Origin of the sequence: Halomonas sp. Cn5-12 (assembly GCF_021532545.1) — a bacterium.
Lineage (GTDB): Bacteria > Pseudomonadota > Gammaproteobacteria > Pseudomonadales > Halomonadaceae > Vreelandella > Vreelandella aquamarina.
In genome coordinates this window covers 32698-59694 of record NZ_JAKGAY010000001.1, presented here as the reverse complement: position 1 = coordinate 59694, position 26997 = coordinate 32698, and the positions used below count along the sequence as shown (strand labels likewise).

Here is a 26997-nt window from a genome sequence, read left to right as displayed (position 1 = left end):
GAGTGTGGAATGGATACGCGTATTGAACGAGATAGCATGGGAGAGCTTGAGGTACCGGCAAGGGCGCTTTACGGTGCCCAAACCCAGCGTGCCATTAATAATTTTCCCGTCTCAGGCACGCCCATGCCGGTGGCATTTGTGCATGCCGTGGCACGCATTAAGCTAGCGGCTGCTCGTAGCAATCACCAGCTAGGACTATTAGATGCCGAGCGCGCGCAGGCTATCGAAAAAGCCGCACAAGCGGTGATTGATGGCCAGCATGACGACCATTTCCCCATTGACGTTTTCCAGACTGGCTCGGGCACCTCCACCAATATGAACGTGAATGAGGTGCTGGCGACGTTGGCTAGCCGTGAAGGAGTCGAGGTGGCGCCTAACGATCACGTTAATATGGGCCAATCCAGTAACGATGTGATCCCGACGGCGATCCACCTCTCCGCCGCTATCGCCGTGAATGAGTCACTGAAGCCTGCATTAGTCGCGCTACAAGCGACCATTGATCGCCGTGCTGACGAACTCAGCCATGTCGTTAAAACCGGTCGCACCCATTTGATGGACGCTATGCCTTTGCGGATGGATCAAGAGTTAGGGGCGTGGTCTAGCCAGGTGGGGCAAGCCATTGAGCGCTTTGACAGTGCGGTGGTGCGGTTATGCCGCCTTGCCCAGGGTGGAACTGCAGTGGGTACGGGGATTAACGCGCCGGAGGGCTTTGCTGACTTAATGGCGAAAGAACTGAGCCAACAAACGGGCCTCTCTTTTGTTCCTAACGATAGCTTTTTTGCCAGCTTGGCTTCGCAAGACGCTGCGGTGGAATTATCCGGCCAGCTGAAAGGCTTCGCCTGCGTGGTGATGAAGATCGCCAACGACCTACGTTGGATGAACTCGGGGCCGCTGGCCGGGCTGGGTGAAATTGAGCTTGAGGCGCTGCAGCCGGGTAGCTCTATTATGCCGGGCAAAGTCAACCCGGTGATTCCCGAGTCGGCAGCACAGGCGGCGGCGCAGGTGATGGGGTTAGATACGGCGATCACAGTGGCGGGGCAGAGCGGCAATTTCCAGCTTAACGTTATGCTGCCGCTGGTGGCGTTTAATCTGCTCACGTCAATTACTCTGATGAGTAATACCGCCAAGCTGTTGGCTGAGCGTGCTATCGCAACTTTCAAAGTGCGTGAAGATAACCTGCAGGTGCCGCTGGCGCGTAACCCGATTTTGGTGACCGCGCTGAACAGTGTGATTGGCTACAACGCGGCCGCCGCGATTGCTAAAAAGGCATATCAAGGAGGACGGCCGATTATCGATGTCGCGGAAGAGGAAACGGACCTGGACCGCGCCACCCTAGAGCGCCTGCTTGATCCCACTGTATTAACGCAAGGCGGTCTGCCCGAGTAACCTATTCCATCCTACGCCTAGCGATTGGGCAAAACGGTTAAGTTTGCTGCGTCTCCGTTTTGCCCTTTTCAATGGTTTCGCTGGCTTCCTGGTGCTCTTCTTGACTGGCTTCTGGTGTTTCATGCTCGTTCTGGCGAGTAGGGCGATAGCAGAGTGTGGCCAGAATAGGGAAATGGTCAGACCCAAAGGCATCTAAGCGCTGCATGCTGTCCAGCGTAAAGTGTTCACTGACAAAGACGTGATCTAACGGCCAGCGCAGGACCGGGTAGTTAGCGTGAAACGTGCTGAACATGCCCCGGCCACGACGAGGGTCAAGCATGCCGCTGATGCGGCAGAAGCGTCGGGTAGTGCGCGACCAAGCAACATCGTTTAGATCGCCTGCGACCAGAGTGGCAGAAGGGTGGCGATGAATTTCCTTACCAACTAACAGTAGTTCAGCATCGCGCCAGAGCGACTTCTCGCTTTCACTGGGTGCTGGCGGACGCGGGTGAAGAGCATATAGGCGGATTCGGTCGCCGCTTTCCAGCGTGACATAGGTATGGATAGAGGGGATGTCATCCTGAATCAGCCACTTTACCTCGGTCTCGCTGAGGGTTAGTCGCGAGTACATATGCATGCCGTAAAGATTATCGAGCGGAATTTTGACGCTATTAGGCCACTTATCCTCTAACGCTTGATCTAGTTGATCCTGCCACCACTGGTCTGACTCCAGCGTTAGCACAATATCGGGCTGGTATTGCTCAATCATACTGAGCAGTTTATCCGCCTGGCGATTCGGAGTAAGCACATTGGCGATCAGCAGGGTGATTTTTTGATTGCTTGGCGCCTCATGGGTCGATTTCACTTGAACGGGCCAGAGACGCGTCCAAGGGATGATGTAACGCAGCTGTATCAGCAGGGTAAGCAGCGATAAGCCTGTCGATGCCATTCGCCATTTACCTGGCTCCAGCAGCATCCAGCTTGCTAGCGCACATACCCCAGCGAGTAAGGCAATCTGCAGGCGTGGAAACTCAAAACTGCGTATCCACCACCAGCGCAATCTTATGCGAGCAATTAACGTGGAAAGTAGCAGTAAAACGGCGATGCATCCTAGCAAAGGCCCTAGCAAAACCTACCTCCTTATTTCACGGGCGATCAGTATTAATCTATGTCCAGCTTAGTCCTTAGGTTTGATAAGTGCCGACATTATTCATAGAAACAGCGATAAGGTACTCGTTGGTAAGGGTGTGAAGAATAAAAACTACTTGCAATTCAGCTATGAAGCCGTAGAATACGCATCCGTTGCACAGCAGGACCATAGCTCAGTTGGTTAGAGCGCCACGTTGACATCGTGGAGGTCGGCGGTTCAAATCCGCCTGGTCCTACCATTTCATGTGTGCACACTTTTCTAGGACCATAGCTCAGTTGGTTAGAGCGCCACGTTGACATCGTGGAGGTCGGCGGTTCAAATCCGCCTGGTCCTACCAAATTTCAAAAGCCCCGCTCAATGAGCGGGGCTTTTTTGTACGTGCTGACTTTCCCGGCCTTGAATCAAAACGGCCTTGAATCAAAGGAAGCGGGGTAGGTCTGTCTGGCGCATGAACGTAGCAACAAGCGCCTCGATGCCGGCTTGGTCTTCTTGGCTAAAGCGCGCATGTTGCGGGCTGTCGATATCCAGCACGCCCCAGACGAAACCATCGGTCACGATAGGAACCACCAGTTCAGAGTTCGAGTTTGCATCACAGGCGATATGATCAGCAACGGCGTGCACATCGTCGACTCTTTGGGTGGCTTGCTCGCGTGCTGCTGCGCCACATACCCCTTTGCTAAACGGGATGGGGTGGCAGGCAGGCTTGCCCTGGAAAGGGCCTAGGCAGAGCACCTGCGCTTCGCGCTGAAGATAAAAACCGACCCAGTTCAGCTCGCTGAGCTCCTGCTGAATAAACGCGCAGGTTTGGGCGCTGTTGGTCAGCCAGTCGCGGGTATCCAGCAAAGCCTCTAACTGGCGGTTTAACAGCGTGTAATCGGTTGTCGACATACCGTCTCCTTTGGTGAAAACGCATCAGGCCAGCCTCTCGGCTGGCCTGATAGTACTAGCTTAAGATCGTGCTTGAATGAGCGGTGGGGAAGATTACTCTTCAATCCAGCCCGGTACTGCTGCGCCTTTGAACAGCTCTTCGGCTTTTTCAATGACTTCGTCACGCTGGTAGGCGTCTACTAGTTGACGAATCTCTTCGCGCTCTTCATCGCCACTGCGCACGGCAATCAGGTTCACATAAGGAGACTCTGGGCCTTCTTTGATCAGCGCGTCGTCAAGGCTTAAGCCGGCCGGCTGGGCAAAGGTGTTGTTGATGAAGGCCATGTCTACGTCAGGCAGTACGCGGGGCAGCTGCGCCGCTTCGATTTCACGGAAGCGGAAGTTACGCGGGTTTTCGGCGATATCGATCGGCGTGGCTTCCAGGAACGTCGGATCGTTGAGCGTGATCAGGCCTTCGTTGTGCATTAGGATAAGCGCACGCCCTTCGTTGGAGGGGTCGTTGGGCAGCGCGATTTGTGCGCCGTCCGGCAGCTCATCAATGCTGTCGTACTTTTCAGAGTAAGCGCCGATGGGATACACGAAGGTGTAACCGGCAATGGCAAAGTCGTAGCCGCGGTCATTCACCATCGCCTGCATGTAGGGCTCGTGCTGGTAAGCGTTGGCATCCAGGCTGCCATCGGCCAGTGCGGCATTCGGCGTTACGTAGTCAGTGAACTCGATGATTTCGACGTTCAGGTCGTACTCTTCTTTGGCAATGCGAGCGGCGACTTCCATCACTTCGGTTTCAGGACCAGCTACGGTGCCCATTTTAATGGTACGGGTTTCCGCATTGGCAACGTTGATGGCAAGTGCAAGCGCGGTCAGGCTGCCGATAATGACTTTTTGCATGGCGTTACTCCAGTGTCGTTATGCATCGTGGTGCAATGATGAGGGAATAAGAAACGCAAGTCTAATGCGTTTTTGTTATATTTAGCTATGTCGATGAAAGGCGCTGGCTATGACTATTTACGGTCGCTTTTGCGCACTAAATAGTCGCCTAGGCTTTGGAACCCTTGTACCAGCACCACTAGAATCACCACAGTGATTAGCATGATGGTTGGGTTGAAGCGGTTGTAGCCATAGCGAATGCCAAGGTCGCCAAGGCCGCCGCCGCCTACTGCGCCTGCCATGGCTGAGTAGCTCACCAGAGTGACGAGCGTAATGGTGAGGCCAGTAATAATACCGCCGCGAGCTTCGGGAATCAGCACCTTGGTAATAATTTGCCAAGGCGTCGCACCCATGGATTGTGCCGATTCAATTAACCCTGGAGAAATCTCGTTGAGCGCGCCTTCAATGAGGCGAGCCACAAACGGAATTGCTGCAATGGTCAGCGGTACGGAGGCGGCGTTGATGCCGATAGACGTACCTACCAGCATGCGGGTGAAGGGGATGATGGCCACCATCAAAATGATGAAGGGAATTGAGCGGCCAATATTGGTAATGATACCCAACACTTGGTTAAGCACCGGCATCGCCAGAATTTGCCGCGGGCGGGTAACATAAAGCATTACGCCCAGCGGCAGGCCAAGCAGTGTGGCGATGACGCCGGACACTGCCACCATATAAAGGGTATCCAGCGTGGCCTGTAAAATAAGATCAAACATTGCGCTGGACATGGCCGAGTACCTCCACCTGTAGTTGATGCGCTTCTAAATAGGACATGGCTTGCTGGGTTTGCTCATGGCTGCCCAGTAATTCGGCAATCATTAGGCCAAGCGTGCGGTCCTGAATAGACTCGACTTTGGCCTGCAAAATACTGACATCGACGCTGCACTCACGCGCCAAGCGAGAAATGAGCGGTGTGGAAACGGCGTCGCCTGAGAAAGTCAGCCGCACCACCGGATGTGTATGTTCGCTGGGGCTCTCTTCCAGGCGTTCCAAAAGCTCTTTAGGAGGACTGAGCTGTAGAAAGTCGTTCAAAAAGTCGCGGCCAAGCTGGGTGGCTGGCGCAGTAAAGAAGTCGCCGACTTCCGCGTCTTCTACCAGCTTGCCGTCAGAGATCAGGCTGACCCGATGGCAAATCGATTTCACCACTTCCATTTCGTGGGTAATCAGCAGAATGGTAATCCCCAACTGATGGTTGATATCCCTGAGGAGTTCAAGGATTGAACTGGTCGTTTGCGGGTCGAGGGCTGAAGTCGCTTCGTCGCATAGCAGCACGTTGGGCTTGCTGGCCAGGGCGCGGGCAATGGCCACGCGCTGTTTTTGGCCGCCGGAAAGCTGGGCAGGGTACTGCTTCGCTTTATCGGCTAAGCCCACCATCTCCAATAGCGGTAAAACACGATTTTTGATAGCGCTGCGCTTTTCGCCCATCAGCTCCAGGGGGAGGGCGACATTATCAAACACGGTACGCGTGGTGAGCAGATTAAAATGCTGGAAAATCATGCCAATACGGTGGCGGGCTTGGTTAAGCTCGCGACGGCGTAGACCGGTCATTTCTTGACCATCCACCAAAACGCTACCGCTAGTGGGGCGTTCTAGCAGATTGACGCAGCGAATGAGCGTCGATTTGCCCGCACCGGACAGACCAATCACGCCGTGTATCGTGCCTTTGGGAATCGTTAAATTAACATTCTGAAGAGCATGGACGGCGCTGTCGCCGCTGCCATAGGTTTTACTAACGTTGCTAAGTTCAATCATAGCGTCTGCCTTAATGGTAGGCCGAAGACGGAGTGCGAGGGGCAAGCGTAGGGCGGGGAACAAAAAAAGGCCACCCTTGCGGGTGGCCATCAACGCTGGACACACCCTTTTAGCTGCATTTCACCCCGCCAAAGGCCAGGTGGACGCCCGCAATCTGGGTACAAATCGGCGTCATTACATTTGCGGCGAAAGTCTAAAGAGTGGCGAATGGGTTGTCAATTAAATCCGTTCTATTTCATGTTTTTAAGTTCGCATACGGGTTTATTTTCCTTTTTATTGGTCATGTTTGGTTTTTATTGCTGTTTTGGGGTGATTGAGCTGCTTGCTAACAGCAAAAAAGCCATGATCAATAGACGTCTGCTAACCACTGGCTGCACAAGGTTGGGTCATTAGTAGTAAGCTTGCGCGAGTTTTTATGGTCTATGCCATCCTACTAACCTGAGATTGAAAGGAAGGGCCAATGTTTACTGGCATTGTTCAAGGTATCGCAGAGGTCGTTGAGGTGCATGAACTAGAGGAGTTCCGCACCCATGTGGTTGCTCTGCCAGAGAGTATGCGTAGCGGGTTAGAGATTGGTGCATCAGTGGCACATAACGGCGTTTGCCTGACGGTAACGGCGATAGATGGTGAGCGCGTTAGCTTTGACCTGATGCGCGAAACGCTGAGATTGACCAATCTTGGTGCAATTACGCCAGGCCAATGCGTCAATATAGAGCGCGCAGCTCGTTTTGGGGATGAAATTGGCGGGCACTCCATGTCAGGCCACATTATTTGTATGGCGAAGGTAGCGGCTATTGAAGAGGCTCCTAATAACCGTCGGCTCTGGTTTGCGTTGCCTGATAAAGCGGCCAAGTTTTTGTTTGAAAAGGGCTATATTGGCGTCGACGGTATCAGCCTCACCGTTGGCGATGTACGCCCATCTGCCGATGGGGCAGGGGTGGAATTCAGTGTTAATCTCATCCCTGAAACATTGTCACGCACGATGTTAGGTAGCCGTTTGATGAATGACTGGGTCAATATTGAAGTTGACCCGCAGACTCAAGTGATTGTTGAGACGGTGGAGCGGGTTCTAGCGAGCCGCCAATAGTGGGAAATCTTGGCTCTTTGTTGACCAATCGGTTAGCTCATGGCCTGAAGTTTGCTAAATAAATTAGGTATGAGGCTTCTCCTCAACTTAGCCAGCCGCACTTGAGGTGCTCGCATCGCGTGGTGCCTTTCGGTAGTATGTGCGGCTTTTCTCGCATCAAGGGACGCATTCAGCGTAAGCGCGAAGGATAAAAACTAAATGAAATCACTGGACAACTACTTCAAGCTCACAGAGCAGAAGACCAATGTAAAAACGGAAGTGATCGCCGGGATTACAACGTTTCTTACCATGGCGTATATCATCTTCGTTAACCCAAGCATTCTCTCGGAAGCGGGAATGGATTACGGCGCTGTGTTCGTAGCCACCTGTTTGGCCGCGGCGATTGGCTGTTTCGTGATGGGCCTATGGGCCAATTATCCGATCGCTCAAGCGCCGGGTATGGGGTTGAATGCCTTCTTTACCTACGGCGTGGTGCTCGGTATGGGCTACACCTGGGAAGCGGCGTTAGGGGCCGTCTTCTTCTCTGGTTTGACCTTTTTCCTGCTGAGTATTTTTAAAATTCGCGAATGGATCATTAATTCTATTCCGCTGTCGCTGCGATTGGGCATTGCGGCGGGTATCGGTCTGTTCCTGGCGATGATCGCCCTGAAGAATGCGGGCATCGTGGTGTCCAACCCGGCGACCTATGTGGCGCTGGGCGACCTGTCCCAGCCGCCGGCCATTTACGCCTTGTTGGGCTTTTTCGTGATTACCGCGCTGGCCTACCTGCGCGTGACCGGTGCGGTGATGATCGGTATTCTGGGGGTGACCGTCATGGCCATGGTGCTGGGCCACAACCAGTATGGCGGGATCATGTCCATGCCGCCTTCCATCGCGCCGACGTTCATGGCCATGGATCTGATGGGTGCGCTGGACGTGGCCATGTTGAGCGTGATTTTTGCGTTCCTGTTCGTGGACCTGTTCGATACCTCGGGTACGCTGGTGGGCGTGGCACACCGTGGCAAGCTGCTGGACAAGGATGGCAAGCTGCCGCGCATTGGTCGTGCCATGATGGCCGATAGCACGGCGTCCATGGCCGGTGCTGCGCTGGGTACTTCCACCACGACCAGTTACATCGAGTCGACAGCGGGCATTGCCTCGGGCGGCCGTACCGGTCTGACGGCGGTGGTTGTTGGCATACTGTTTTTGATCAGCCTGTTCTTTGCGCCGCTGGCGGGTTCCATTCCGGCCTATGCCACGGCGGGCGCTCTGCTGTACGTGGCGGTGTTGATGGCGGGTAGCCTGGCGCATGCCAACTGGGAAGACCCCACAGACGCCGCGCCGGTGCTGATCGCTGCGCTGGCCATGCCGCTGACCTTCTCGATTGCCGAGGGTATTGCCCTGGGCTTTATCAGCTACGTTGCCATCAAGACCCTGTCAGGTCGATTCAGCGACCTGAATCCGGCAGTGGTCGTGCTGGCGCTGCTGTTTGCAGCAAAGTTCCTGTTCCTGGGCTAACTGCCCGCATTTTGACTAATCAATGAGAGACGCGATGAGCATCTACGGCGATTACATTAAGTCCGTTATTCGCACGGTTCCTGACTGGCCAGAGCAAGGAGTGAACTTCCGTGACATCACTCCGCTGCTGCAAAACAGCGCTGCCTTTCGCAAGCTGATCGATAGCTTCGTGCACCGCTACCAGGAGATGAACTTGGATGCCATCGCGGCCATTGACGCCCGTGGCTTTATTATCGGTGCGCCGCTGGCGTATGAGTTGGGCTGCAGCTTTGTGCCGGTGCGCAAAAAAGGCAAGCTTCCGTTTAAAACTATCAGCGAAACCTACACGCTGGAGTATGGCCATTCAGAAGTAGAGCTGCATGCTGATGCGTTCCAGGAAGGCGACCGGATCCTGTTAATGGACGACTTGATTGCCACTGGTGGCACGATGCTGGCAGCCGCGAATTTGATTCAGCGCTGCGGTGGGCAGGTGGTGGAAACAGCCACTATCATTGATCTACCTGAGCTGGGTGGTTCTCAGAAAATTCGCGATGCGGGCTATAGCGTATTCGCGGTCTGTTCCTTTAACGAAGACGAGTAACTCCCCATGAGCAGCGAACGCTACCATCAACATTTCACCGTCTCTTGGGACCAAATTCACCGCGACGTGCGCCAACTTTGCCATCTTTTAATCGAACGTGATTTTAAGGGCATTGTGGCGATTACTCGCGGCGGCTTGATTCCGGCTGCGCTGATTGCTCGCGAACTGAATATCCGTTTGATTGATACCGTGTGCATCAAAAGTTACGACCATATGGATCAAGGTGGTCTGGATATTATGAAAGGGGTGGATCACGACGGTGACGGCTGGCTGCTGGTTGATGACCTCGTCGATACGGGAAAAACGGCACGCGCCGTACGCGAAATGCTCCCAAAAGCGCACTTTGTCACGATTTACGCTAAGCCAGAGGGTCGCCCTTTGGTGGATCAATACCTGACCGAAGTGGCTCAGCAGTGCTGGATTCAGTTCCCTTGGGATATGGGCATTGCCTACGTAGAGCCTCTCGCTGACCAAATGAAAAAGTAATATGGCTAACCCGCTACCCGAAGACTGGAGCCAGTGGCTGGGGCAGGATTTTCAGGCTGACTATATGTCCGCCCTGAAAGCATTTTTGGCCGCAGAGAAAGCGGCTAAGAAAGTGATCTACCCTCACTCCTCAAACTGGTTTCGCGCCTTTGAATTAACGCCGCTCTCCTCGGTGAAAGTGGTAATTCTAGGGCAGGATCCTTACCACGGGCCTAATCAGGCCCATGGGCTCTGTTTTTCGGTACAGCCGGGCGTGCAAGTGCCGCCGTCGCTGGTCAATATCTACAAAGAGTTGGCAAGCGATGTCGGTTTTACCCCAGTGCGTCATGGCTTTTTAGAGTCGTGGGCGAAGCAGGGGGTGCTGCTGCTGAACACAGCGCTTACCGTTGAACAGGGCAACGCCGCGTCGCATCGGGGAAAAGGTTGGGAGCATTTTACCGACCGGGCTATTGAAACCGTGAGTCAGCATGCAGAGTCCTGCGTTTTTTTGCTGTGGGGTAGCCATGCTCGCCAGAAAAAAGCGCTCATCGATACCTCTCGCCATTTGGTACTTGAGTCACCACACCCGTCGCCCCTGTCGGCGCGCCGTGGTTTCTTTGGTAATCACCACTTTTCGCGGGCGAATCAATTCTTGCAGGAGCAAGGGCGGACGCCAATTGAGTGGCAATTGCCCGAAACCCCTTAACCTGATGGTCAGTTGCGGGTAGAATGGCGCGCAATTTTGTAAGCATGTCGATGCGACCTAGGTCGCCATCCTGAATCCCCTGCAGTGAGGAAGCCCCATGAGTGTCTACGCCATTAACCATCCGCTTGTTCAACATAAGCTGGGATTGATGCGCGAAGCTGATTTGAGCACTAAGAGCTTTCGTGAACTGGCAGGTGAAGTGGCTAAGCTTTTGACCTATGAAGCAACCAAAGGTCTGGAGCTGGAAGACCATGAGATTCAGGGCTGGAACGGCGAGCCCATTGCGACCCGTCGTTTGAAAGGTAAGAAAGTCACTATCGTGCCGATCCTGCGTGCCGGGCTAGGCATGTTGGAGGGCGTAACGGATTTAATCCCTAGCGCACGGGTAAGCGTTGTTGGCCTTTACCGGGATGAAGAGACGCTTCAACCGGTACCTTACTTCGCTAAATTCGCCAACGACATCGAAGAGCGCATGGCGATTGTGATTGATCCGATGCTGGCGACTGGTGGTTCGATGGTGGCCACGCTGGATATGCTGCGTGAGCGTGGCTGTGAACATATGAAAGTGATTGTCTTAGTTGCTGCCCCTGAAGGGATTAAACGGGTGCAAGATGCTTATCCTGATGTAGAGATTTACACGGCGTCGGTGGATGACCGACTCGATGAGAATGGCTACATCGTCCCCGGCTTGGGAGATGCCGGCGATAAGATTTTCGGAACGCGTTAAGCGCTCCGCCTCAAAAGGCCCCTTACGCTTCGCGTTGGGGGCATTTTTTTGCCTCCGTTACTAATAACCGACCCCCAGGAGTGGTGTGATGACAAACAGTGCTGGTCAAGAGTCGTGGCCTAAAATGCTGCTTACCGGCGCGCAAATGCTGTTCGTGGCCTTTGGTGCGCTTGTGTTGGTTCCGCTATTAACCGGGCTAGACCCCAGCGTGGCACTCTTTACCGCCGGGATTGGCACGTTGGTGTTTCATGGCGTGACCAAACAAACGGTGCCGGTGTTTCTAGCTTCTTCCTTTGCATTTATTGCTCCTATTCAAGGCTCAATCGCCAGTTTTGGCGTTTCTGCCACGCTGGGTGGCCTGATGGCCGCGGGACTTGTCTATGTTGCCATTTCCCAGGCGGTGCGCTTGAAGGGCACCGCCTGGTTGCATCGTTTGCTGCCTGCTGTCGTGGTGGGCCCAGTGATTATGGTGATCGGCTTAGCGCTAGCGCCAGTCGCGGTCAGTATGGCAACCGGTGAAATCAGCGATAATATTAGCTATGGGCAAGCTATTTTTCTCTCCATGGCCAGTCTGTTAGTAACCTTATTGCTTGCGGTGCTTGGCCGTGGGCTGCTGCGTTTAGTGCCGATTATAGGCGGCATTGCAACGGGGTATGCGTTGGCGCTGATTATGGGGGTGGTTGATTTTACTCCGGTGCGTGAAGCGGCTTGGCTCTCTATCCCCAACTTTACCGCGCCGAGTTTTCACTGGGCGGCCATCCTGTTTATGATTCCAGTGGCCATCGCTCCCGCCGTTGAGCATATTGGCGATATGGTGGCGATTGGCTCGGTGACACGTAAAAACTATCTTGAAAAACCTGGCTTGCACCGCACGTTACTGGGCGATGGCTTGGCAACGACGGCAGCAGCCCTGTTCGGTGGGCCGCCTAACACGACCTATTCAGAAGTTACCGGTGCTGTGACGCTAACCAAGGCATTCAATCCAAAATATATGATTGTGGCTGCCGTTATTGCCATCATCCTTGCCTTTGTTGGCAAATTGGGGGCGCTGCTGCAGACAATTCCCGGGCCGGTCATGGGGGGGATTATGACGCTGCTATTCGGCTCTATTGCTGTAGTGGGGATGAATACCCTGGTGCGCGCAGGTCAGTCGCTTACGGCGGCGCGTAACCTAGTGGTGGTGTCACTTATTTTGGTGTTTGGTATCGGTGGTATGCAGTTTGGTGGCGGGCAATTCACTTTGCAGGGCGTTAGCTTAGCCGCTTTGGTAGGCATTGCGTTAAACTGGTTATTGCCCGCAGAAAAAGAGGATGAGTAACCCGTGGCGCGAATGGTGACTTATGAGTGATGCCCTACGATGCTCGTTTCCCGTATTAGGGGTGGCAGCCTGGAGTGGGACCGGTAAAACCACGCTGCTAGAGCAGCTGTTACCTCTACTGCGTGAAAAGGGCCTTTCGGTAGCGGTGATTAAACATGCCCACCACCAGTTTGATGTGGACCAGCCGGGTAAAGACAGCTACAAGCTGCGTAGCGCCGGGGCCACTCCTATGCTGATTGCATCGCGCCAACGTTTTGCACTGATGCAGGAGACGCCAGGGCAGGAGGAGCCTAATTTAGCCTATTTGCTTACCCTAATGGCACCGCATCACCCAGATCTGGTGATTGTGGAAGGCTTTAAAGCATGGCCTATTCCCAAGCTGGTGCTTTACCGAGACGGAATAGGCGATCCGGCTATTTTATGCGATGAGTGGGTGCAGGCGGCTGCGCTTACTGCTGAGCCGCCGGTGGCTCTTAGGCCATCGGTGGCCCGCTTGGATTTAAATAATTGTGAAGAGATTGCTCGCTGGGTAAGTGAGTGGGCCGACCAACAACGCCGCACTCTGGCTTGATGATGAAAAGGTGACACCATGCAGTTAACCCACCTGAACGCGCACGGCGAAGCGAATATGGTTGATGTCGGCGATAAGCGCGAGACCCGTCGTGAGGCTGTTGCCTCTGGGCGAATCGTGATGCAGCCCAATACTCTGCAGCTATTAAGCGATGGGGCGCTGCCCAAAGGGGATGTACTCGCAACAGCGCGTATTGCGGGTATTCAAGCAGCGAAGCGAACTCATGAACTGATTCCGCTCTGCCACTCGCTGGCGCTCTCCAAAGTAGCGGTGGATTTCGATATTGACCATGCAAATGGCTGGGTGAATGTATCGGCCATGTGTCGCTTGAACGGGCGCACGGGCGTCGAGATGGAAGCGTTGACGGCCGTTTCGGTTGCTTGCCTGACGCTTTACGATATGTGTAAAGCCGTTGATAAAGAGATGCGCATTGAAGCTGTGCAGCTCGACAGCAAGCGAGGCGGATTGCGTGGTGACTATCAGCGGGAGCGTGAGATGGTCACGCCTATTGTCACCGGTGAAGGCGCAGTGGGAGAGGTAAGCTTAGGTGAGCGCTGTGCCTCGCCCTGTGTGCGCGTCAAGTTTTTGGCAGAGCTGCGTGAGCGGGTCGGTGAGAGTGATCTGGCCATTGGGCTTGATAAGCTGCCAAGTCGCGATGTGGCCGGGCTAAAAGCTGCGCTTAGTGCCCAGGATGCACGCTTTTCCGTGCTGGCTGATCAGCGCACTCTATGTGCCATTAACCAAGTGATGGCAAATGATAGCGCTCGTATCACTGATGATGACGAAGTGGCCTTTTTTCCACCGGTAACGGGAGGCTAAGCCGTGTCTGTTAGCGAGCCGACATTGCCAGACATCGCGGTAGAAGTGCAGTCCGCTCCGTTTTCAATGGCGTACGGCTATGAGAGCGCGCTGCGCCAGCGCACCGACATTGGTGCGATTGTGACGTTCACCGGGTTAGTGCGAGATTTTAACGAGACGCCCGACGTAACGGGGTTAACCCTTGAGCACTATCCAGGAATGACTGAGCGCACCTTAACGCAAATTGCTGAGCAAGCCTGGCAGCGCTGGGCGCTGCAGGCGGTGCGTGTTATTCATCGGGTGGGCGACTTATCCCCGGGCGACCCTATCGTTAGAGTGCTGGTGGCAAGCGCACACCGCCGCGATGCGTTTGAGGCCTGCGATTTCATTATGGATTATTTAAAAACCCAGGCGCCGTTTTGGAAGAAAGAGCACTCCAAGCAGGGGGCGTACTGGGTTAAAGAGCGCCACACCGATCAGCAGGATGCTGAACGCTGGTAACACCTGTGTTTAAGGCTCGTCGTTTAACTCTTCGATGGTCGGCATTTCAGCGGCCATGATCTGCAGGTGCACGTCTGGCATATGTTGCAAGTGGTTAGCCAGCCAGTGCACCAGCCTTGGCTGCAGCGCATGGCGCAAATCAGCCAAGGTGTCTGCCTCAATCTCTTCTAGCTGCTCATCCAGCCACTCGCTGAAGCTATCTTCATCCATAGGGCTTGCGCCGTTGGCGTCAAGCATCAGACGACCAATACGACACCATCCCGTTTCTGTTGCTGCTACCGGTAGCGCTAGAAACAGACTGCCACGACGGGCAGTGGGATGGCTGCTCTCAAGGCCAGGGTGAGGCACGACGCTATTTTGGTTAACAATGCAAGGCGGCTGTGGGTAGCGCGTTTCGCAGCGCAGCCCTTGGTGGTCAAGCACGATCATATCGCCATTCACCGGTGCTAGCGGCGCTCTGATACCTAGCTCCTCAGCAAGCGCTTGGTGCGCCTCCTGATGGCGCGCTTCACCATGTACCGGCAGTAGCATTTTGGGCCTCACCCACTGGTAGAGCTTTTTCAGCTCTTCCTGAGCGGGGTGGCCGGTTGCATGAAGCTCGGGGTGGTTCATTTCGTCGAACAGCGTGACACCGAGTTGCAGTAAACGTTTTTTAAGCTGCTCGATAGGGCGCTCATTGCCTGGAATTGTTTTGGCGGAAAAAATCACGCTATCGCCGGGTTCCAAGTCCACAAAGGGGTGTCGACGCTGCGCTAAACGCTGCAAGGCAGCGCGAGGCTCGCCTTGGCTACCGGTGGCAATAATCACGACCTCCTCCGGTGGTAGATAGCCCAAATCATGGGGTGGCACCAGGGGGGGGAAGTTATCCAGATAACCAAGGCCTCTAGCAACACTGACCATGCGCTCCATTGAGCGGCCCATCAAACTAACGCGACGGCCACACGCTTGGGCCGCTAAGCCAATGGCCAGTACGCGCGCTAGGTTGCTAGCAAAACAGGACACTACCACGCGGCCTTTACACGCTTTCAATGTGGTGGAAAGCGCCTTGGCAACATCCCCCTCGCTGCCCGACTGCCCTGGCATTGGCGCATTGGTCGAGTCACCTACCAGAAGATCCACCGGCGCCAGTGCTCTAAACTGGGCAGCGTTCACGGGGGCGCCAATCAGTGGGTTGGGGTCGAGTTTCCAGTCGCCGGTGTGCAGTATGCGGTAATCACCCGCCTGCATCATGATGGAGCAGCTTTCGGGGATGGAGTGGGTAACACTCAAGTAGCGCAGTGTAAATGGCCCGCTCTCCACCGCATCGCCTGGTTCAATCACTTCAATGGAGGCGCTGCTGAGCTGGTGTTCGGCGAATTTGTAACGCAATAGCCCTGCTGCGAGAGGAGTGGCAAAGATAGGGCAACCCCATTTGGGCCATAGCCACGCCACCGCACCAATATGATCTTCATGACCATGGGTGATAAACAGCGCCTTAGGTGTGATCTTCAGTGCCTCTAGGGTATCGGTATTAGGTACTTGCAGGGGCGAGTTGGGCAGGTCTTGGCGAATCATCATGCCGCAATCTACGGCGATCCACTGGTCGTCGTATCCATACAGCGTAAGATTCATTCCAATTTCACCACATCCACCTAGCGGGAGTAGGCGCAGGGGCGGGCGACGACGGGGACGAAGTTGAACGCGGGATGGATGCATCAGTTATGAAAAGCCTAGAAAGTAATTCCTTAACTATACGGGAAGCGGGGGGCGGGTAACAATCATCGCGGCACCTGACCACGATGCTTCCTCATCGTGCTTACGGTACACTACCGCCGCTAATGTGGTTTACCTGCTGGTAGGCAGGTGCTTGGCGAGCGTGCCGTTAAATACGTTAAGAGTGTTTGTTATGTCTCATTACTATCGTTTAGTTGTTTCCTGCCCAGATCAAGTGGGCATCGTGGCGCGTGTCTCAAGTTTTATTGCTCAACAAGGCGGCTCAATTACCGAAGCCAGCCAGCACTCTGACTTAGAGACTGGCCGCTTTTTTATGCGTTACGAGATTCTGGCGGATTCTCTGGGTATGTCGGCGGAAGCACTGCGCACGTCGTTTGAGCCGGTGGCGGCTGAATTTGATATGCAGTGGTCGCTGGTGGATACCCAAAAGCGCCGCCGTGTGGTGTTGATGGTGTCTCGGGAATCCCACTGTTTGGTGGACCTTCTCTACCGCTGGCAGGCAGGTGAGTTGGATTGCGATATTGTCGGCGTTATCTCTAATCACGATGATATGCGCTCGCTGACTGAATGGTATGGCATCCCTTATCATCATGTACCAGTTGACCCGGCTAATAAACAAACGGCTTTTGAACAGGTGCAGGAGCAGATTGATGCTGCCCGCGCTGACTGCATAGTGCTGGCACGCTATATGCAAATTCTGCCGCCTTCGCTTTGCGAACGGTATGCAGGACGCGTGATTAACATTCATCACAGCTTCTTGCCTTCCTTTGCGGGTGCCAAGCCGTATCATCAAGCCTATGAGCGGGGCGTGAAACTGATTGGGGCAACTTGCCACTATGTGACAGAAGAGCTGGATGCAGGCCCCATAATTGAGCAGGACATTCACCGGGTCAGCCACTGTCACACGCCTACTGATTTGGTACGTTTTGGTCGCGATGTGGAAAAAGCGGTATTGGCGCGGGGGCTGCGTTGGCACCTAGAAGATCGCGTGCTAATTCACGGCAACAAAACGGTCGTTTTTAGCTAATCGGCAGAAGGGGGCGCTATGTCGTTTGCACAAAGCGTATTGGCACCGTGGGCACTCGTGATGACGTGGCTTTTATCGTTGGGTGTCATCGTCTGGTGCTTATGCCTGCGCCCCTGGCGGCCACTGCTTGAGGATACAGCGCTTCAGCACCGCTGGATGGCAGCTACGTTGGCCATCATGTTGATGTGGCAATTGCGTGCGCAAGCGGTGGACTGGTTAACGCTTCACTTGGTGTTTACGGTGCTGATGACGCTAGTCTTTAAAATGCCGCTGGCGTTGATCAGCAATGTGATGATTAATGTCGCCATGGTGGCTATTGGCAGAAACGATTGGTCGCTAATGGGGGCAAATATGCTGGTGACAGGTATTGTGCCTGCGACCGTGACCGGTTTTGTATGGCGAATCGTTGACCGTCGGTTGCCTGATAATTTGATGGTGTTTTTATTTGCTTGTGGCTTTTTTGGAACGGCCTTGGCGACCTTAGGGGGAGGGCTATCTGCTGTTGCGCTGATTATCGTAGCGGGCACTGATCCCGAGGCCGTCTATCTCGCCCAAGAGTATGCCCGCTTTTTACCGTTACTGATGCCGTCAGAGGCATTTATAACCGGTATGCTGCTGAGTATTTTACTAGTGTACCACCCAAGCTGGGTGGCCACCTTTAATGACCACCGCTATATCGACTTGCAGTAGCCTGCCTTACAGGTTGGGCAACTAGCCAAGCGCTTGCCCATTACCACCGCGAATAACACCAACACCCACGCCTTCAATATCAAGCTGCTGAGTGCGTAGGTCGATCTCAATTGGTGCGAAATCTGCGTTCTCGGCAATCAGTGTTACTTGATGCCCTTGGCGTTTAAAACGCTTGACCGTTACTTCGTCTTCTAATCGTGCCACGACAATTTGCCCATCGCGAACGCGGTCAGTGCGATGCACGGCCAGAAGGTCGCCTTCAAGAATGCCTACATCTTTCATGGATAGGCCGCGCACCCGTAGCAGGTAATCTGCTTTAGGCGTGAAGTACTCAGCGGGCAGCGGGCAGTAACGGTCAATATGTTCAGCCGCAAGGATAGGGCTGCCAGCGGCGACCTCACCAATCACAGGAAGCCCATTGGGCAGCGGCTCATTAGTAGCAGGTGCTGCAGCCGCTGGCGTTTCAGTAAGCTCCTGCGGCTCCTGGTTAGGTAAGCGGATGCCTCGTGATGTATTGCGAATTATACGAATAGCGCCTTTGCGCTCGAGCGCACGCAAATGCTCTTCTGCTGCGTTAGGCGAGCGGAATCCCAGCGCTTTGGCAATTTCGGCGCGGGTAGGGGGGTAGCCAAGCTCACCCATGGTCTTAACAATAAAATCAAATACGTGCTGCTGACGTGCTGTGAGTGGACGCGACATACCAAACTCCAAAACAGTGAAAAGACAGTAGCTACATGTCGGCTTAATCAGTATGTGTTTAAGTATACAGTATGTTGCTCTGTCCAGTACATGACGAGTTACACCCAACCGAGACAGTCGTTAAGTGTTTAGTTAACGCTTACTACCCTTTGGATAAGAGATTGAGCCAGCAGGGGTTATGACATAGTATTCAGCTATGTTTAAAACACCTGTTTTTTGGAGGGCGCTATGGCCCAATCGGATACGGTAACGCGTATTTTAGATACTGCAGAGGTACTGTTTGCAGAGCGAGGCTTTGCCGAGACGTCGCTGCGTAATATCACCAGCAAGGCCCGGGTTAATTTGGCGGCCGTGAACTACCACTTTGGTTCCAAAAAAGCGCTAATTCAAGCGGTGTTTTCCCGCTATCTCGATCCATTTTCAGAGCGTTTTCACACCGCACTGGACGAGCTAGAAGCTCACTATCAAGGCCAGCCTATTCCTCTAGAAGTGCTGTTAGAGACCATGGCCACTACGGTACTGGCAGTGCCCGCCGAACGTAATAGCCTAAAGGTATTTATGCGGCTACTAGGGTTAGCCTACAGTCAGGCGCAAGGGCATCTGCGTCGCTATATTCAGCAGCAGTATGGCGATGTATTTACCCGTTTTACCGAGCTGGTGCGTAAAGCCACGCCTGAGCTGCCGGACGCCGAGCGCTTTTGGCGGCTACACTTTATGCTAGGCACAGTGATATTTACGCTCTCAGGACTGGATGCCCTGCGTGATATTGCTGCAAAGGATTATCAAGAGCAGGTGACGGTGCGTGACCTTGTGCGGCGGCTACGTCCAGTCGTTGTTGCTGCGATGAACGCGCCGCTACCGGCTGCGGTTGAAGAGGGAAACCATGGCAACGCCCAGGCTAGCTGAATTACCGCCTTCCCAATCTGGTTGGGTGGAGATTGACACCCAGCGGCAGCGGTTGCGCTGGTGGCAGGGAAAGGAAGTGAACTATGAGTGCACGATCTCCACTGGGGTTGCTGGCGTAGGGCAGCAAGAGGGTAGCGGCCAAACACCGCTGGGCTGGCACTATGTCCGTGCGTCTATCGGCAAGGGCTTGCCTGATAATGCGGTATTTCGTGGTCGCCGATGGACTGGCGAAGTATTTTCGCCTGAATTGGCGACCAATTACCCTGAGCGAGACTGGATTCTAACGCGCATTATGTGGCTCTGCGGGCTGGAGCGCGGCGTTAACCGCGGCGCTGACGTGGACTCCCAGCGGCGCTACATTTATTTGCACGGCACGCCTGAAGACCAACCGATGGGTGTGGCTGCCTCTCACGGCTGCATCCGCCTGCGAAATCACGATTTACACTACCTGTTTGCACACGCCCAACCCGGTACGCCGGTTTGGTTGCATTAAGCCCACTTCCGGGCGTCCTGCCAGAATTTTGACACGCTAAGCGGTTAGTCTAAAATGGCGCCCTTTTTGTCGGATCCTCCCCATGACGCAACCCATTGGCCCGGTCATGCTTGACCTAGAAGGGCCACAGTTATCCAACGCTGAAAAGACATTGCTAAAAGACCCTGCGGTGGGCGGCGTTATCCTATTCGCCCGTAATGTCGAAGATGCGTACCAAGTGCGGCAGCTCTGCAGCAGTATTCGTCGTGTGCGTGGTGATCTACTGCTAGGTATTGACCAAGAGGGCGGTCGAGTCCAGCGGATCAAAAAAGGGGTGACCAAGCTGCCCGCCATGGCGCGAATTGGCGATCTGTATGCCAGCGACCCAGTAGCAGGGCTCACCTTAGCCAAAGACACAGGCTGGCTGCTGGGGATGGAAATGGCCGCCTGTGGGTTGGATATGAGTTTTGCGCCAGTGTTGGATGTTGAGAGCGGTATCTCCAGCGTCATTGGCGACCGTAGTTTCAGCAGCGATCCAGAGCATGTCGCCCAACTAGGGCGCGCCTTTATCGAAGGCTTGCATGAAGCTGGCATGGCGGCAGTTGGTAAGCATTTTCCTGGCCATGGCGGAGTGGCGGCGGATTCCCATATTGCGCTGCCAGTGGATGAGCGACCCCTGGCCGAGCTGAAAGCCCGAGACCTCGTGCCGTTTCGCGAGTTAGCGGGTGTGTTGAACGGTGTCATGCCTGCCCACGTGACTTATTCAGCGTTTGATACTCGCCCTGCAGGGTTCTCACCCAACTGGTTAGGCATGCTGCGTGAATCATTGGGGTTCAAAGGGTGTATTTTTTCCGATGATTTAAGCATGACGGGGGCGCATGAGGCAGGCGGCCCGGCTGAGCGTGCCAAAGCGGCGCTGGCCGCTGGCTGCGATATGTTGCTGATCTGCAATGACCGAGCGGCAGCCATTGAGGTACTAGGGGCCTGCCAAGGGGTGCTGAATAAACGGCCTGCCAAGCTGCGTTACGGTCGTGCTAGGCCTGAACTGGATGCACTGGCTGCACTCGGCCGTTGGCGCCGCACGCATGCCAAGCTCGAAGCGCTAGCGAATTAATTCCATTTTTATACCGTTTTCTTATTAGATGTTTTTGGAGAAGTAGCATGTCCAAGTTGGATAAAGAAGCGCTTGAATCGTTAGATTCTATGCGTGAGTTGATGGATAACGCCGACTGCCTGATTTCACAAGAGCAGGTTGAGCGAGCGTTGGATCGCATGGCGGAAGAGATCACGCGAGACTTGGGCGACAAGCTACCGGTGTTTTACTGCGTTATGAATGGCGGGCTCATTACCACGGGGCATCTGCTGACGCGTCTTGGTTTTCCGCTGGAAGTGGACTATTTACATGCGACCCGTTACCGCAACGAGCTGCGCGGCGGTGAGCTTTTCTGGCGCGTATCGCCTGAAATTCCCATGGCGGGCCGACATGTAGTGATTGTTGACGACATCCTCGATGAAGGCGCAACCCTAGCGGCCATTCTGAAATACTGCAAAGAAGCCCAGGCGGCCAGTGTGACTACCGCAGTGTTGGTCGACAAGCAGCACGACCGCAAAGCCGTTCCGGGATTAAAAGCAGATTACTGCAGCCTAGAAGTGGCCGACCGTTACGTGTTTGGTTTTGGTATGGACTACAAAGGCTACTGGCGTAATGCCCCTGGAATTTTTGCTCCCAAGGGCATGTAAGCTAGCGCAATCCTAGCGGGGTGAGAACCGCCTCGCTAGGCCGGTTTCCGCAATCATGCGCGTAGAGATCTCTTCTATTGAAAATCGCGTCGTATCAATAAACGGAATATGCATTGCCCGGTACAGCGATTCTGCCTGCTCTACTTCTTGTAAGCACTGATCCATCGAGCTATAGCGGCTATTGGGGCGGCGTTCATTACGAATGGCCGAGAGTCGGCGTGCATCAATGGTAAGGCCAAACAGCTTGTGCCGATGAGGTGCCAGCGCTTTGGGTAGCTTCAAGCTGCCATCTTCATCCAGGTCATCTTCGGTGAGCGGATAGTTCGCGGCGCGAATGCCGAACTGCAGCGCCAAGTAGAGTGAGGTCGGCGTTTTACCACAGCGGGAAACCCCCACTAGAATAATATCGGCTTTGTCGTATTGGTGGGTGCGTGCTCCATCGTCGTTATCGAGTGCAAAGTGAACCGAGTGGATGCGATCCATATATACGTCGTCGCTACCGATGGAGTGTGTTCTGCCGACGCTGTAGGAAGAGTGCGTTTCCAGCTCCTGCTCAAGGGGTTCTAGAAACGTCGAAAAAATATCGACCTTAAACCCCGACGCTTGGCGGATAACGTTACGAATCTGTTGATCCACAATCGTATCAATGATAATCGGTCTACAGCCATCGCGTACGGCGGTCGATTCGATAATCTGTGCCAGTGCCTGTGCTTTTTCAACCGTATCAATATACGGTTTAGTCAGCATATTGATCTCCACATCACTGAACTGCGCTAAGAGACTGCGCCCTAAGCTTTCTGCGGTGATGCCGGTGCCATCCGAAATAAAGAAAGCTGTTCGTTTCATAACCTGATCCGCCAGTCTGCTATGTTCATGGATAAGCTATTGTGTGCTGTGCAAACGACGAGCACAACGCCTAGTCGATACTACATAAAACGCTAATTTCGTGTATTTGTTGTAAAAATCCTCCACTCCCTTCGCTGTTAGACCAATGGCGAATACGCTGCCGCAGTGCTAGGGTGACAACGTCTATTAGTGTCGTCCCAACGGGTCGTAACGAAGTCTAAAAGCGAGGGGGTTGCGTGGAAGAGTACATTCTGTGGTTCGATCAGCTAGGTATGGCAGACGTCGAACGCGTGGGTGGTAAAAACGCTTCGCTTGGCGAAATGATTTCCAATTTATCGGGTGTAGGCGTCACGGTGCCAGGCGGCTTCGCGACCACTGCTCACGCGTACCGCGAGTTTCTCTCTCACGAAGGTCTGAACGACCGCATTAACGACAAGCTTGCTCGTTTAGATGTCGATGATGTCAAAGCACTGGCTGAGGCAGGAAAAACGATTCGTCAGTGGATCATTGATACACCGCTGCCGCCTGGCTTTGAAGCCGCGCTTCGCGATGCCTACGAACAGCTCCAAACGCAACATCCAAGCCTCAAAGTAGCCGTGCGCAGCTCCGCCACGGCGGAAGACCTTCCCGATGCCTCCTTCGCTGGGCAGCAGGAAACCTTCTTGAACATTGAAGGTTTTGCCAATATCAAACATGCGGTGCATGAAGTGTTTGCCTCGCTGTTTAACGATCGCGCCATCTCCTACCGTGTGCATCGTGGCTACGCCCACGAGAATGTTGCGCTGTCAGCGGGCGTTCAAAAGATGGTGCGCTCTGAAACCGGCGCATCAGGCGTTATGTTTACCCTGGATACCGAATCTGGCTACCGTGATGCCGTTTTTGTCACGGCCTCTTGGGGGCTGGGCGAAACCGTGGTGCAGGGAGCCGTCAATCCTGACGAGTTCTATGTTCACAAGCCCACCCTGGCTGCTGGCCGCCCGGCCGTTCTGCGCCGCACGTTAGGGTCCAAGTTGATCAAGATGGTTTACGGCCAAGATGCCAGCGCCGGTAAATCTGTTGAAACCGTTGACGTGCCTTTCAAAGACCGTGGCCGCTTCTGCATCAACGATGAGCAGGTGATGGATCTTGCTCGTCAAGCAGTGACCATTGAGCAACACTACCAGCGCCCGATGGATATTGAGTGGGCATTGGATGGCGATGACGGCAAGCTCTATATCGTTCAAGCGCGTCCTGAAACCGTCGTGTCACAGCAGGAGGGCGGTAAGCTTGAGCGCTTCCAACTGCGTGAGAAAGGGCGCACGCTGATTACTGGCCGTGCCATTGGCCAGCGTATCGGCAGCGGGGCAGTTAAGATTGTCCTCAGCCCAGACGAGATGGACAAAATTCAAGAAGGCGACATCTTGGTCACCGACATGACGGACCCAGATTGGGAGCCCATCATGAAGCGCGCCTCGGCAATCGTGACTAACCGTGGTGGGCGTACCTGCCACGCGGCGATTATTGCCCGGGAATTGGGCATTCCTGCGGTGGTTGGCTGTGGCGATGCGACCACGCAGCTACAAGAAGGCATTGCCGTTACGGTTTCGTGTGCGGAAGGGGATACCGGCCACGTTTATGAAGGGTTGCTGGCTTTTGACTGCAACGTGTCCAGCGTTGATTCCATGCCGGAGATTCCGTTTAAAATTATGATGAACGTGGGCAACCCGGATCGCGCTTTCGGTTTCGCTAGTTTGCCCCATGCAGGCGTTGGCTTGGCGCGTCTTGAATTCATCATCAATCGCATGATTGGTGTGCACCCGAAAGCGCTGCTTGAGTACGATACGCTGCCTGCGGATCTTCAGCAGGTGATCGATCTACGTACTGCTGGTTACGCCGACCCGGTGAGCTTTTACGTCGATAAATTAGTTGAAGGGATCTCTACGCTAGCGGCAGCTTTCCATCCACAGCGTGTGATTGTCCGTCTATCGGATTTCAAATCCAACGAGTATGAAAACCTGATAGGCGGTAAGCTCTACGAGCCCGGTGAAGAGAACCCTATGCTGGGTTTCCGTGGGGCTTCTCGCTATATCTCCGAGGCATTTCGTCCTTGTTTCGAGCTCGAATGTCGCGCGCTGAAACGTGTGCGTGACGACATGGGGCTGACCAACGTCGAAATCATGGTGCCGTTTGTGCGCACCACGGATGAAGCGCGTGAAGTAGTCGATCTGCTAGCGGCTAACGGTTTGCAGCGTGGCGGTGATGAGCACCCTGATGGTTTGAAGATCATCATGATGTGTGAATTGCCTGCCAACGCGCTATTGGCGGACGAGTTCCTCGAGTATTTCGATGGCTTCTCCATTGGCTCGAATGACCTTACCCAGTTAACGCTGGGCTTGGATCGGGATTCAGGCATCGTGGCGCACTTGTTTGACGAACGTAACCCCGCGGTGAAAAAGCTGCTGGCCATGGCTATTAAGGCCTGTAAAGAGAAAGGTAAGTACGTGGGGATCTGCGGCCAAGGCCCTTCGGACCACCCGGATCTTGCCAAGTGGTTGATGGAGCAGGGCATTGACTCCGTGTCACTCAACCCCGATGCAGTGCTGGAAACGTGGTTCATGTTGGCGGGGGAAACTATTGCTTAGCCTCCTTCAGCTTGATTAGCGTGCTTGCTATTTTGCGCCTGGCCATTGTGCCGGGCGCAGTCGTTTTATAGGCTACGCTATTGCTTGAGCGCTCAAAAGGCGGTTACGCCTTGGTGATTCACGTCTGAGACACGGTTTAAGGAGAAAGGTTATGCTGCCAAAAAGGGCGCTCTCACTCACTGGTTTACTGCTGGCGCCAATGGTGAGTTGGGGGTTTGGTTACGAAACACCCTCCATTACACCGGAAGTAGGGTCAGGCTTTGAGGAGAAGCCGGGATGGGCGGCAGACTCCTTCGCGGTGGCGGCGGCTAACCCGCTGGCTACCGACGCGGGCTATCAGGTGCTCAAGGCTGGGGGGAATGCCATTGATGCGGCGGTCGCCGTACAAATGGTATTAACTCTGGTGGAGCCGCAATCCAGTGGGATTGGTGGCGGCGCATTTTTGATGCACTTTGATGGTGCTGATGTACAGGCTTATGATGGCCGTGAAACGGCGCCTGCCGCCGTAACCGGCGAGCTCTTTATGGAAGATGGCGAGCCGCTGCCTTTTATGGAAGCGGTCGCCAGCGGGTTGTCGGTGGGCGTGCCCGGTACCTTGCGTATGTTGGAACAGGCCCATGCTGAGCACGGCCAGTTGGCTTGGCAAGAACTCTTTACCCCCGCGATTACACTGGCGGAAGAGGGGTTCGCGGTGAGCCAGCGGCTGCACACCAGCCTGGCTAATGACGAATATCTGCGCGAAAACGACCTGGCTCAAGCGTTTTATTACTCCGCCGATGGAGAGCCCCTGGAAGTGGGCACCACACTAAAAAATCCTGCCTTAGCCGCTATTTTGCGTCGCATTGCAGAAGAGGGCAGCGCTGCCTTTTATGAAGGTGAGGTCGCGGAGGATCTCGTTGAGCAGGTGCAGTCGCATCCGGTTCGACCCGGTAAGATCTCGCTTGATGACATCAGTGGTTACCAATCTCTTGAGCGTGAGCCGCTATGCACCCCCTGGCAGCAGTGGGAAGTGTGCGGGTTTCCTCCTCCCTCTTCTGGCCATCTAACGATCATGCAAATTCTCGGTATGCTGGACCAGCAACCGCTGTTGGAGGCGCCGCTGGAAAATGGCGTGACCAGTAGTGGCTGGCTGCATCAATTTCTAGAAGCCTCGCGGCTGGCGTTTGCTGACCGGGGCCGCTACATCGCTGACCCTGACTTTGTCGAGGCACCGGGCGGTGACTGGTCGCTCATGCTAGCGCCTGATTACCTTGGTAAACGCAGCGAGCTAATCGGTGAAGAGAGCATGGGTGAGAACGCCGAGCCGGGCAATCCAGGTGAATTGGCTGTTAGCTTTGCCAGCCAGCCCGAGCAACCTGAGTATGGCACCAGCCATATCAGCATTGTGGATGCCGATGGCAATGCGATTGCGATGACGACCACCATTGAGCAAGCCTTTGGTTCACGTATTCTGGCAGATGGCGGCACTGACCTGCCTGGCGGCTATTTATTGAATAACGAGCTGACGGATTTCTCTTTTACTCCTGAGGTGGACGGGCAGCCGGTGGCTAACCGAGTGGAGCCTGGTAAGCGGCCACGCTCTAGTATGAGCCCCACCTTGGTATTTGATCAGGAAACCGGTGCGCTGGTGGCGAGTCTCGGCTCCCCTGGTGGCGCTGCGATCATCCACTATACTGCTCGAACACTGGCAGCAATGCGCGATTGGGGGTTGAACGCTCAGGAAGCGCTGAGTCTTCCCCATGCGATTACGTTGGGTGGTGATGTTTACTTAGAGGAGGGTCGCTTCCCTGAAGAGATCATCGAATCGCTGCGTGAGCGGGGTCATAACGTGAGCGAACGTGAGCTCACGAGCGGCCTTCAGGCGATTCGGCGATTGGAGGATGGCACACTGTTTGGTGGTGCCGACCCGCGTCGGGAAGGCGTCGTGATGGGTGAGTAAACGACGCCCCGA

27 protein-coding genes and 2 tRNA genes are annotated in these 26997 nt (G+C 54.5%); 21 read left to right on the top strand and 8 right to left on the bottom strand.

Translation table 11 applies throughout. The annotated features are described in order from the left end of the window. Positions 1–9 precede the first annotated feature (9 nt). The gene (locus tag L1249_RS00280; protein ID WP_044628311.1) at positions 10–1386 is read left to right on the top strand and encodes a class II fumarate hydratase; all 1377 of its coding nucleotides are present in this window, start codon (positions 10–12) and stop codon (positions 1384–1386) included. A 37-nt stretch (positions 1387–1423) separates the two neighbouring features. Here the strand turns inward: L1249_RS00280 and L1249_RS00275 are convergent, their stop codons facing one another. Further along, a complete protein-coding gene (locus L1249_RS00275) occupies positions 1424–2494 on the bottom strand; it encodes an endonuclease/exonuclease/phosphatase family protein (RefSeq protein ID WP_044628310.1) in 1071 nt (356 codons plus the stop codon). A 182-nt stretch (positions 2495–2676) separates the two neighbouring features. Here L1249_RS00275 and L1249_RS00270 point away from each other — a divergent pair. After that, a tRNA-Val gene (locus L1249_RS00270) sits at positions 2677–2753 on the top strand. Between the two features lie 22 nt (positions 2754–2775). Further along, positions 2776–2852 (top strand) — tRNA-Val (locus L1249_RS00265). A gap of 80 nt (positions 2853–2932) precedes the next feature. Here the strand turns inward: L1249_RS00265 and L1249_RS00260 are convergent. The 4 genes from L1249_RS00260 to L1249_RS00245 form a co-directional block, all read right to left on the bottom strand. Next, the gene (locus tag L1249_RS00260) at positions 2933–3403 is read right to left on the bottom strand and encodes a GAF domain-containing protein (RefSeq protein WP_044628309.1); all 471 of its coding nucleotides are present in this window, start codon (positions 3401–3403) and stop codon (positions 2933–2935) included. A 93-nt stretch (positions 3404–3496) separates the two neighbouring features. Beyond that, entirely contained in the window at positions 3497–4291 is a 795-nt protein-coding gene (locus tag L1249_RS00255; protein WP_052509913.1) for a MetQ/NlpA family ABC transporter substrate-binding protein, read from the bottom strand. A gap of 113 nt (positions 4292–4404) precedes the next feature. Further along, on the bottom strand, positions 4405–5058 hold the full coding sequence (locus tag L1249_RS00250) for a methionine ABC transporter permease (protein WP_044628308.1): 654 nt from the start codon (positions 5056–5058) through the stop codon (positions 4405–4407). After that, entirely contained in the window at positions 5039–6082 is a 1044-nt protein-coding gene (locus L1249_RS00245; protein ID WP_044628307.1) for a methionine ABC transporter ATP-binding protein, read from the bottom strand. Before L1249_RS00245 ends, L1249_RS00250 begins: the two co-directional genes overlap by 20 nt. 460 nt (positions 6083–6542) lie before the next feature. Between L1249_RS00245 and L1249_RS00240 the strand changes: the two genes are divergently transcribed. The 10 genes from L1249_RS00240 to moaE all read left to right on the top strand — a co-directional run bounded on the left by L1249_RS00240 (position 6543) and on the right by moaE (position 14332). Then, positions 6543–7169, top strand: coding sequence for a riboflavin synthase (locus L1249_RS00240; protein WP_044628305.1), 627 nt, complete (start codon positions 6543–6545; stop codon positions 7167–7169). 198 nt (positions 7170–7367) lie between these two features. Continuing rightward, positions 7368–8666 (top strand): NCS2 family permease, encoded by a 1299-nt coding sequence (locus tag L1249_RS00235; RefSeq protein ID WP_044628304.1) that lies wholly within the window; start codon positions 7368–7370, stop codon positions 8664–8666. 34 nt (positions 8667–8700) lie between these two features. Further along, on the top strand, positions 8701–9246 hold the full coding sequence (locus tag L1249_RS00230) for an adenine phosphoribosyltransferase (RefSeq protein ID WP_044628303.1): 546 nt from the start codon (positions 8701–8703) through the stop codon (positions 9244–9246). 6 nt (positions 9247–9252) lie between these two features. Next, a complete protein-coding gene (gene gpt, locus L1249_RS00225; RefSeq protein ID WP_044628302.1) occupies positions 9253–9732 on the top strand; it encodes a xanthine phosphoribosyltransferase in 480 nt (159 codons plus the stop codon). Position 9733: 1 nt separating this feature from the next. After that, positions 9734–10417, top strand: coding sequence for a uracil-DNA glycosylase (gene ung / locus L1249_RS00220; RefSeq protein ID WP_062360396.1), 684 nt, complete (start codon positions 9734–9736; stop codon positions 10415–10417). Between the two features lie 97 nt (positions 10418–10514). Further along, positions 10515–11144: a uracil phosphoribosyltransferase gene (upp, locus tag L1249_RS00215; protein ID WP_044628300.1), complete on the top strand. Its 630-nt coding sequence runs from the start codon at positions 10515–10517 to the stop codon at positions 11142–11144. 88 nt (positions 11145–11232) lie between these two features. Next, on the top strand, positions 11233–12462 hold the full coding sequence (locus L1249_RS00210) for a uracil-xanthine permease family protein (RefSeq protein WP_235252944.1): 1230 nt from the start codon (positions 11233–11235) through the stop codon (positions 12460–12462). Positions 12463–12484: 22 nt separating this feature from the next. Continuing rightward, positions 12485–13033 carry a molybdopterin-guanine dinucleotide biosynthesis protein B gene (gene mobB / locus L1249_RS00205; protein ID WP_044628298.1) on the top strand — a complete coding sequence of 183 codons (549 nt, stop codon included), beginning with the start codon at positions 12485–12487 and terminating at the stop codon, positions 13031–13033. 18 nt (positions 13034–13051) lie between these two features. After that, positions 13052–13852, top strand: a complete 801-nt coding sequence (gene moaC / locus L1249_RS00200) for a cyclic pyranopterin monophosphate synthase MoaC (protein ID WP_062360390.1) — start codon at positions 13052–13054, stop codon at positions 13850–13852. A gap of 3 nt (positions 13853–13855) precedes the next feature. Beyond that, complete coding sequence (gene moaE / locus L1249_RS00195; protein ID WP_074210515.1) at positions 13856–14332, top strand: molybdopterin synthase catalytic subunit MoaE; 477 nt, start codon at positions 13856–13858, stop codon at positions 14330–14332. Between the two features lie 9 nt (positions 14333–14341). Here moaE and L1249_RS00190 read toward each other — a convergent pair whose 3' ends face one another. Beyond that, positions 14342–15943, bottom strand: coding sequence for a ribonuclease J (locus tag L1249_RS00190; RefSeq protein WP_044628296.1), 1602 nt, complete (start codon positions 15941–15943; stop codon positions 14342–14344). A gap of 274 nt (positions 15944–16217) precedes the next feature. On the opposite strand from L1249_RS00190, the gene purU reads away from it, so the two are divergent. Beyond that, positions 16218–17072, top strand: a complete 855-nt coding sequence (gene purU / locus L1249_RS00185; RefSeq protein ID WP_044628295.1) for a formyltetrahydrofolate deformylase — start codon at positions 16218–16220, stop codon at positions 17070–17072. A gap of 18 nt (positions 17073–17090) precedes the next feature. Continuing rightward, entirely contained in the window at positions 17091–17762 is a 672-nt protein-coding gene (locus tag L1249_RS00180; protein WP_172416242.1) for an energy-coupling factor ABC transporter permease, read from the top strand. Between the two features lie 21 nt (positions 17763–17783). Here L1249_RS00180 and lexA read toward each other — a convergent pair whose 3' ends face one another. Continuing rightward, positions 17784–18461 carry a transcriptional repressor LexA gene (gene lexA, locus L1249_RS00175; protein ID WP_044628293.1) on the bottom strand — a complete coding sequence of 226 codons (678 nt, stop codon included), beginning with the start codon at positions 18459–18461 and terminating at the stop codon, positions 17784–17786. 228 nt (positions 18462–18689) lie between these two features. Here lexA and L1249_RS00170 point away from each other — a divergent pair, with 228 nt between their 5' ends. The 4 genes from L1249_RS00170 to L1249_RS00155 all read left to right on the top strand — a co-directional run bounded on the left by L1249_RS00170 (position 18690) and on the right by L1249_RS00155 (position 21579). Further along, positions 18690–19367, top strand: a complete 678-nt coding sequence (locus L1249_RS00170; protein ID WP_044628292.1) for a TetR/AcrR family transcriptional regulator — start codon at positions 18690–18692, stop codon at positions 19365–19367. Continuing rightward, the gene (locus tag L1249_RS00165; protein WP_172416241.1) at positions 19345–19860 is read left to right on the top strand and encodes a L,D-transpeptidase; all 516 of its coding nucleotides are present in this window, start codon (positions 19345–19347) and stop codon (positions 19858–19860) included. The genes L1249_RS00170 and L1249_RS00165 overlap by 23 nt, the downstream gene beginning before the upstream one ends. Before the next feature lie 82 nt (positions 19861–19942). Further along, a complete protein-coding gene (nagZ, locus tag L1249_RS00160) occupies positions 19943–20953 on the top strand; it encodes a beta-N-acetylhexosaminidase (protein ID WP_062360384.1) in 1011 nt (336 codons plus the stop codon). A gap of 47 nt (positions 20954–21000) precedes the next feature. After that, positions 21001–21579, top strand: coding sequence for a hypoxanthine-guanine phosphoribosyltransferase (locus tag L1249_RS00155; RefSeq protein ID WP_089675309.1), 579 nt, complete (start codon positions 21001–21003; stop codon positions 21577–21579). A 12-nt stretch (positions 21580–21591) separates the two neighbouring features. On the opposite strand, the gene ppsR is transcribed toward L1249_RS00155, so the two are convergent. Beyond that, positions 21592–22425 carry a posphoenolpyruvate synthetase regulatory kinase/phosphorylase PpsR gene (gene ppsR, locus L1249_RS00150; RefSeq protein WP_044628288.1) on the bottom strand — a complete coding sequence of 278 codons (834 nt, stop codon included), beginning with the start codon at positions 22423–22425 and terminating at the stop codon, positions 21592–21594. Positions 22426–22661: 236 nt separating this feature from the next. Here ppsR and ppsA point away from each other — a divergent pair, with 236 nt between their 5' ends. Further along, complete coding sequence (gene ppsA, locus L1249_RS00145; protein WP_235252943.1) at positions 22662–25046, top strand: phosphoenolpyruvate synthase; 2385 nt, start codon at positions 22662–22664, stop codon at positions 25044–25046. A gap of 151 nt (positions 25047–25197) precedes the next feature. Continuing rightward, positions 25198–26985 carry a gamma-glutamyltransferase gene (gene ggt / locus L1249_RS00140; protein WP_044628286.1) on the top strand — a complete coding sequence of 596 codons (1788 nt, stop codon included), beginning with the start codon at positions 25198–25200 and terminating at the stop codon, positions 26983–26985. Positions 26986–26997 lie beyond the last annotated feature (12 nt).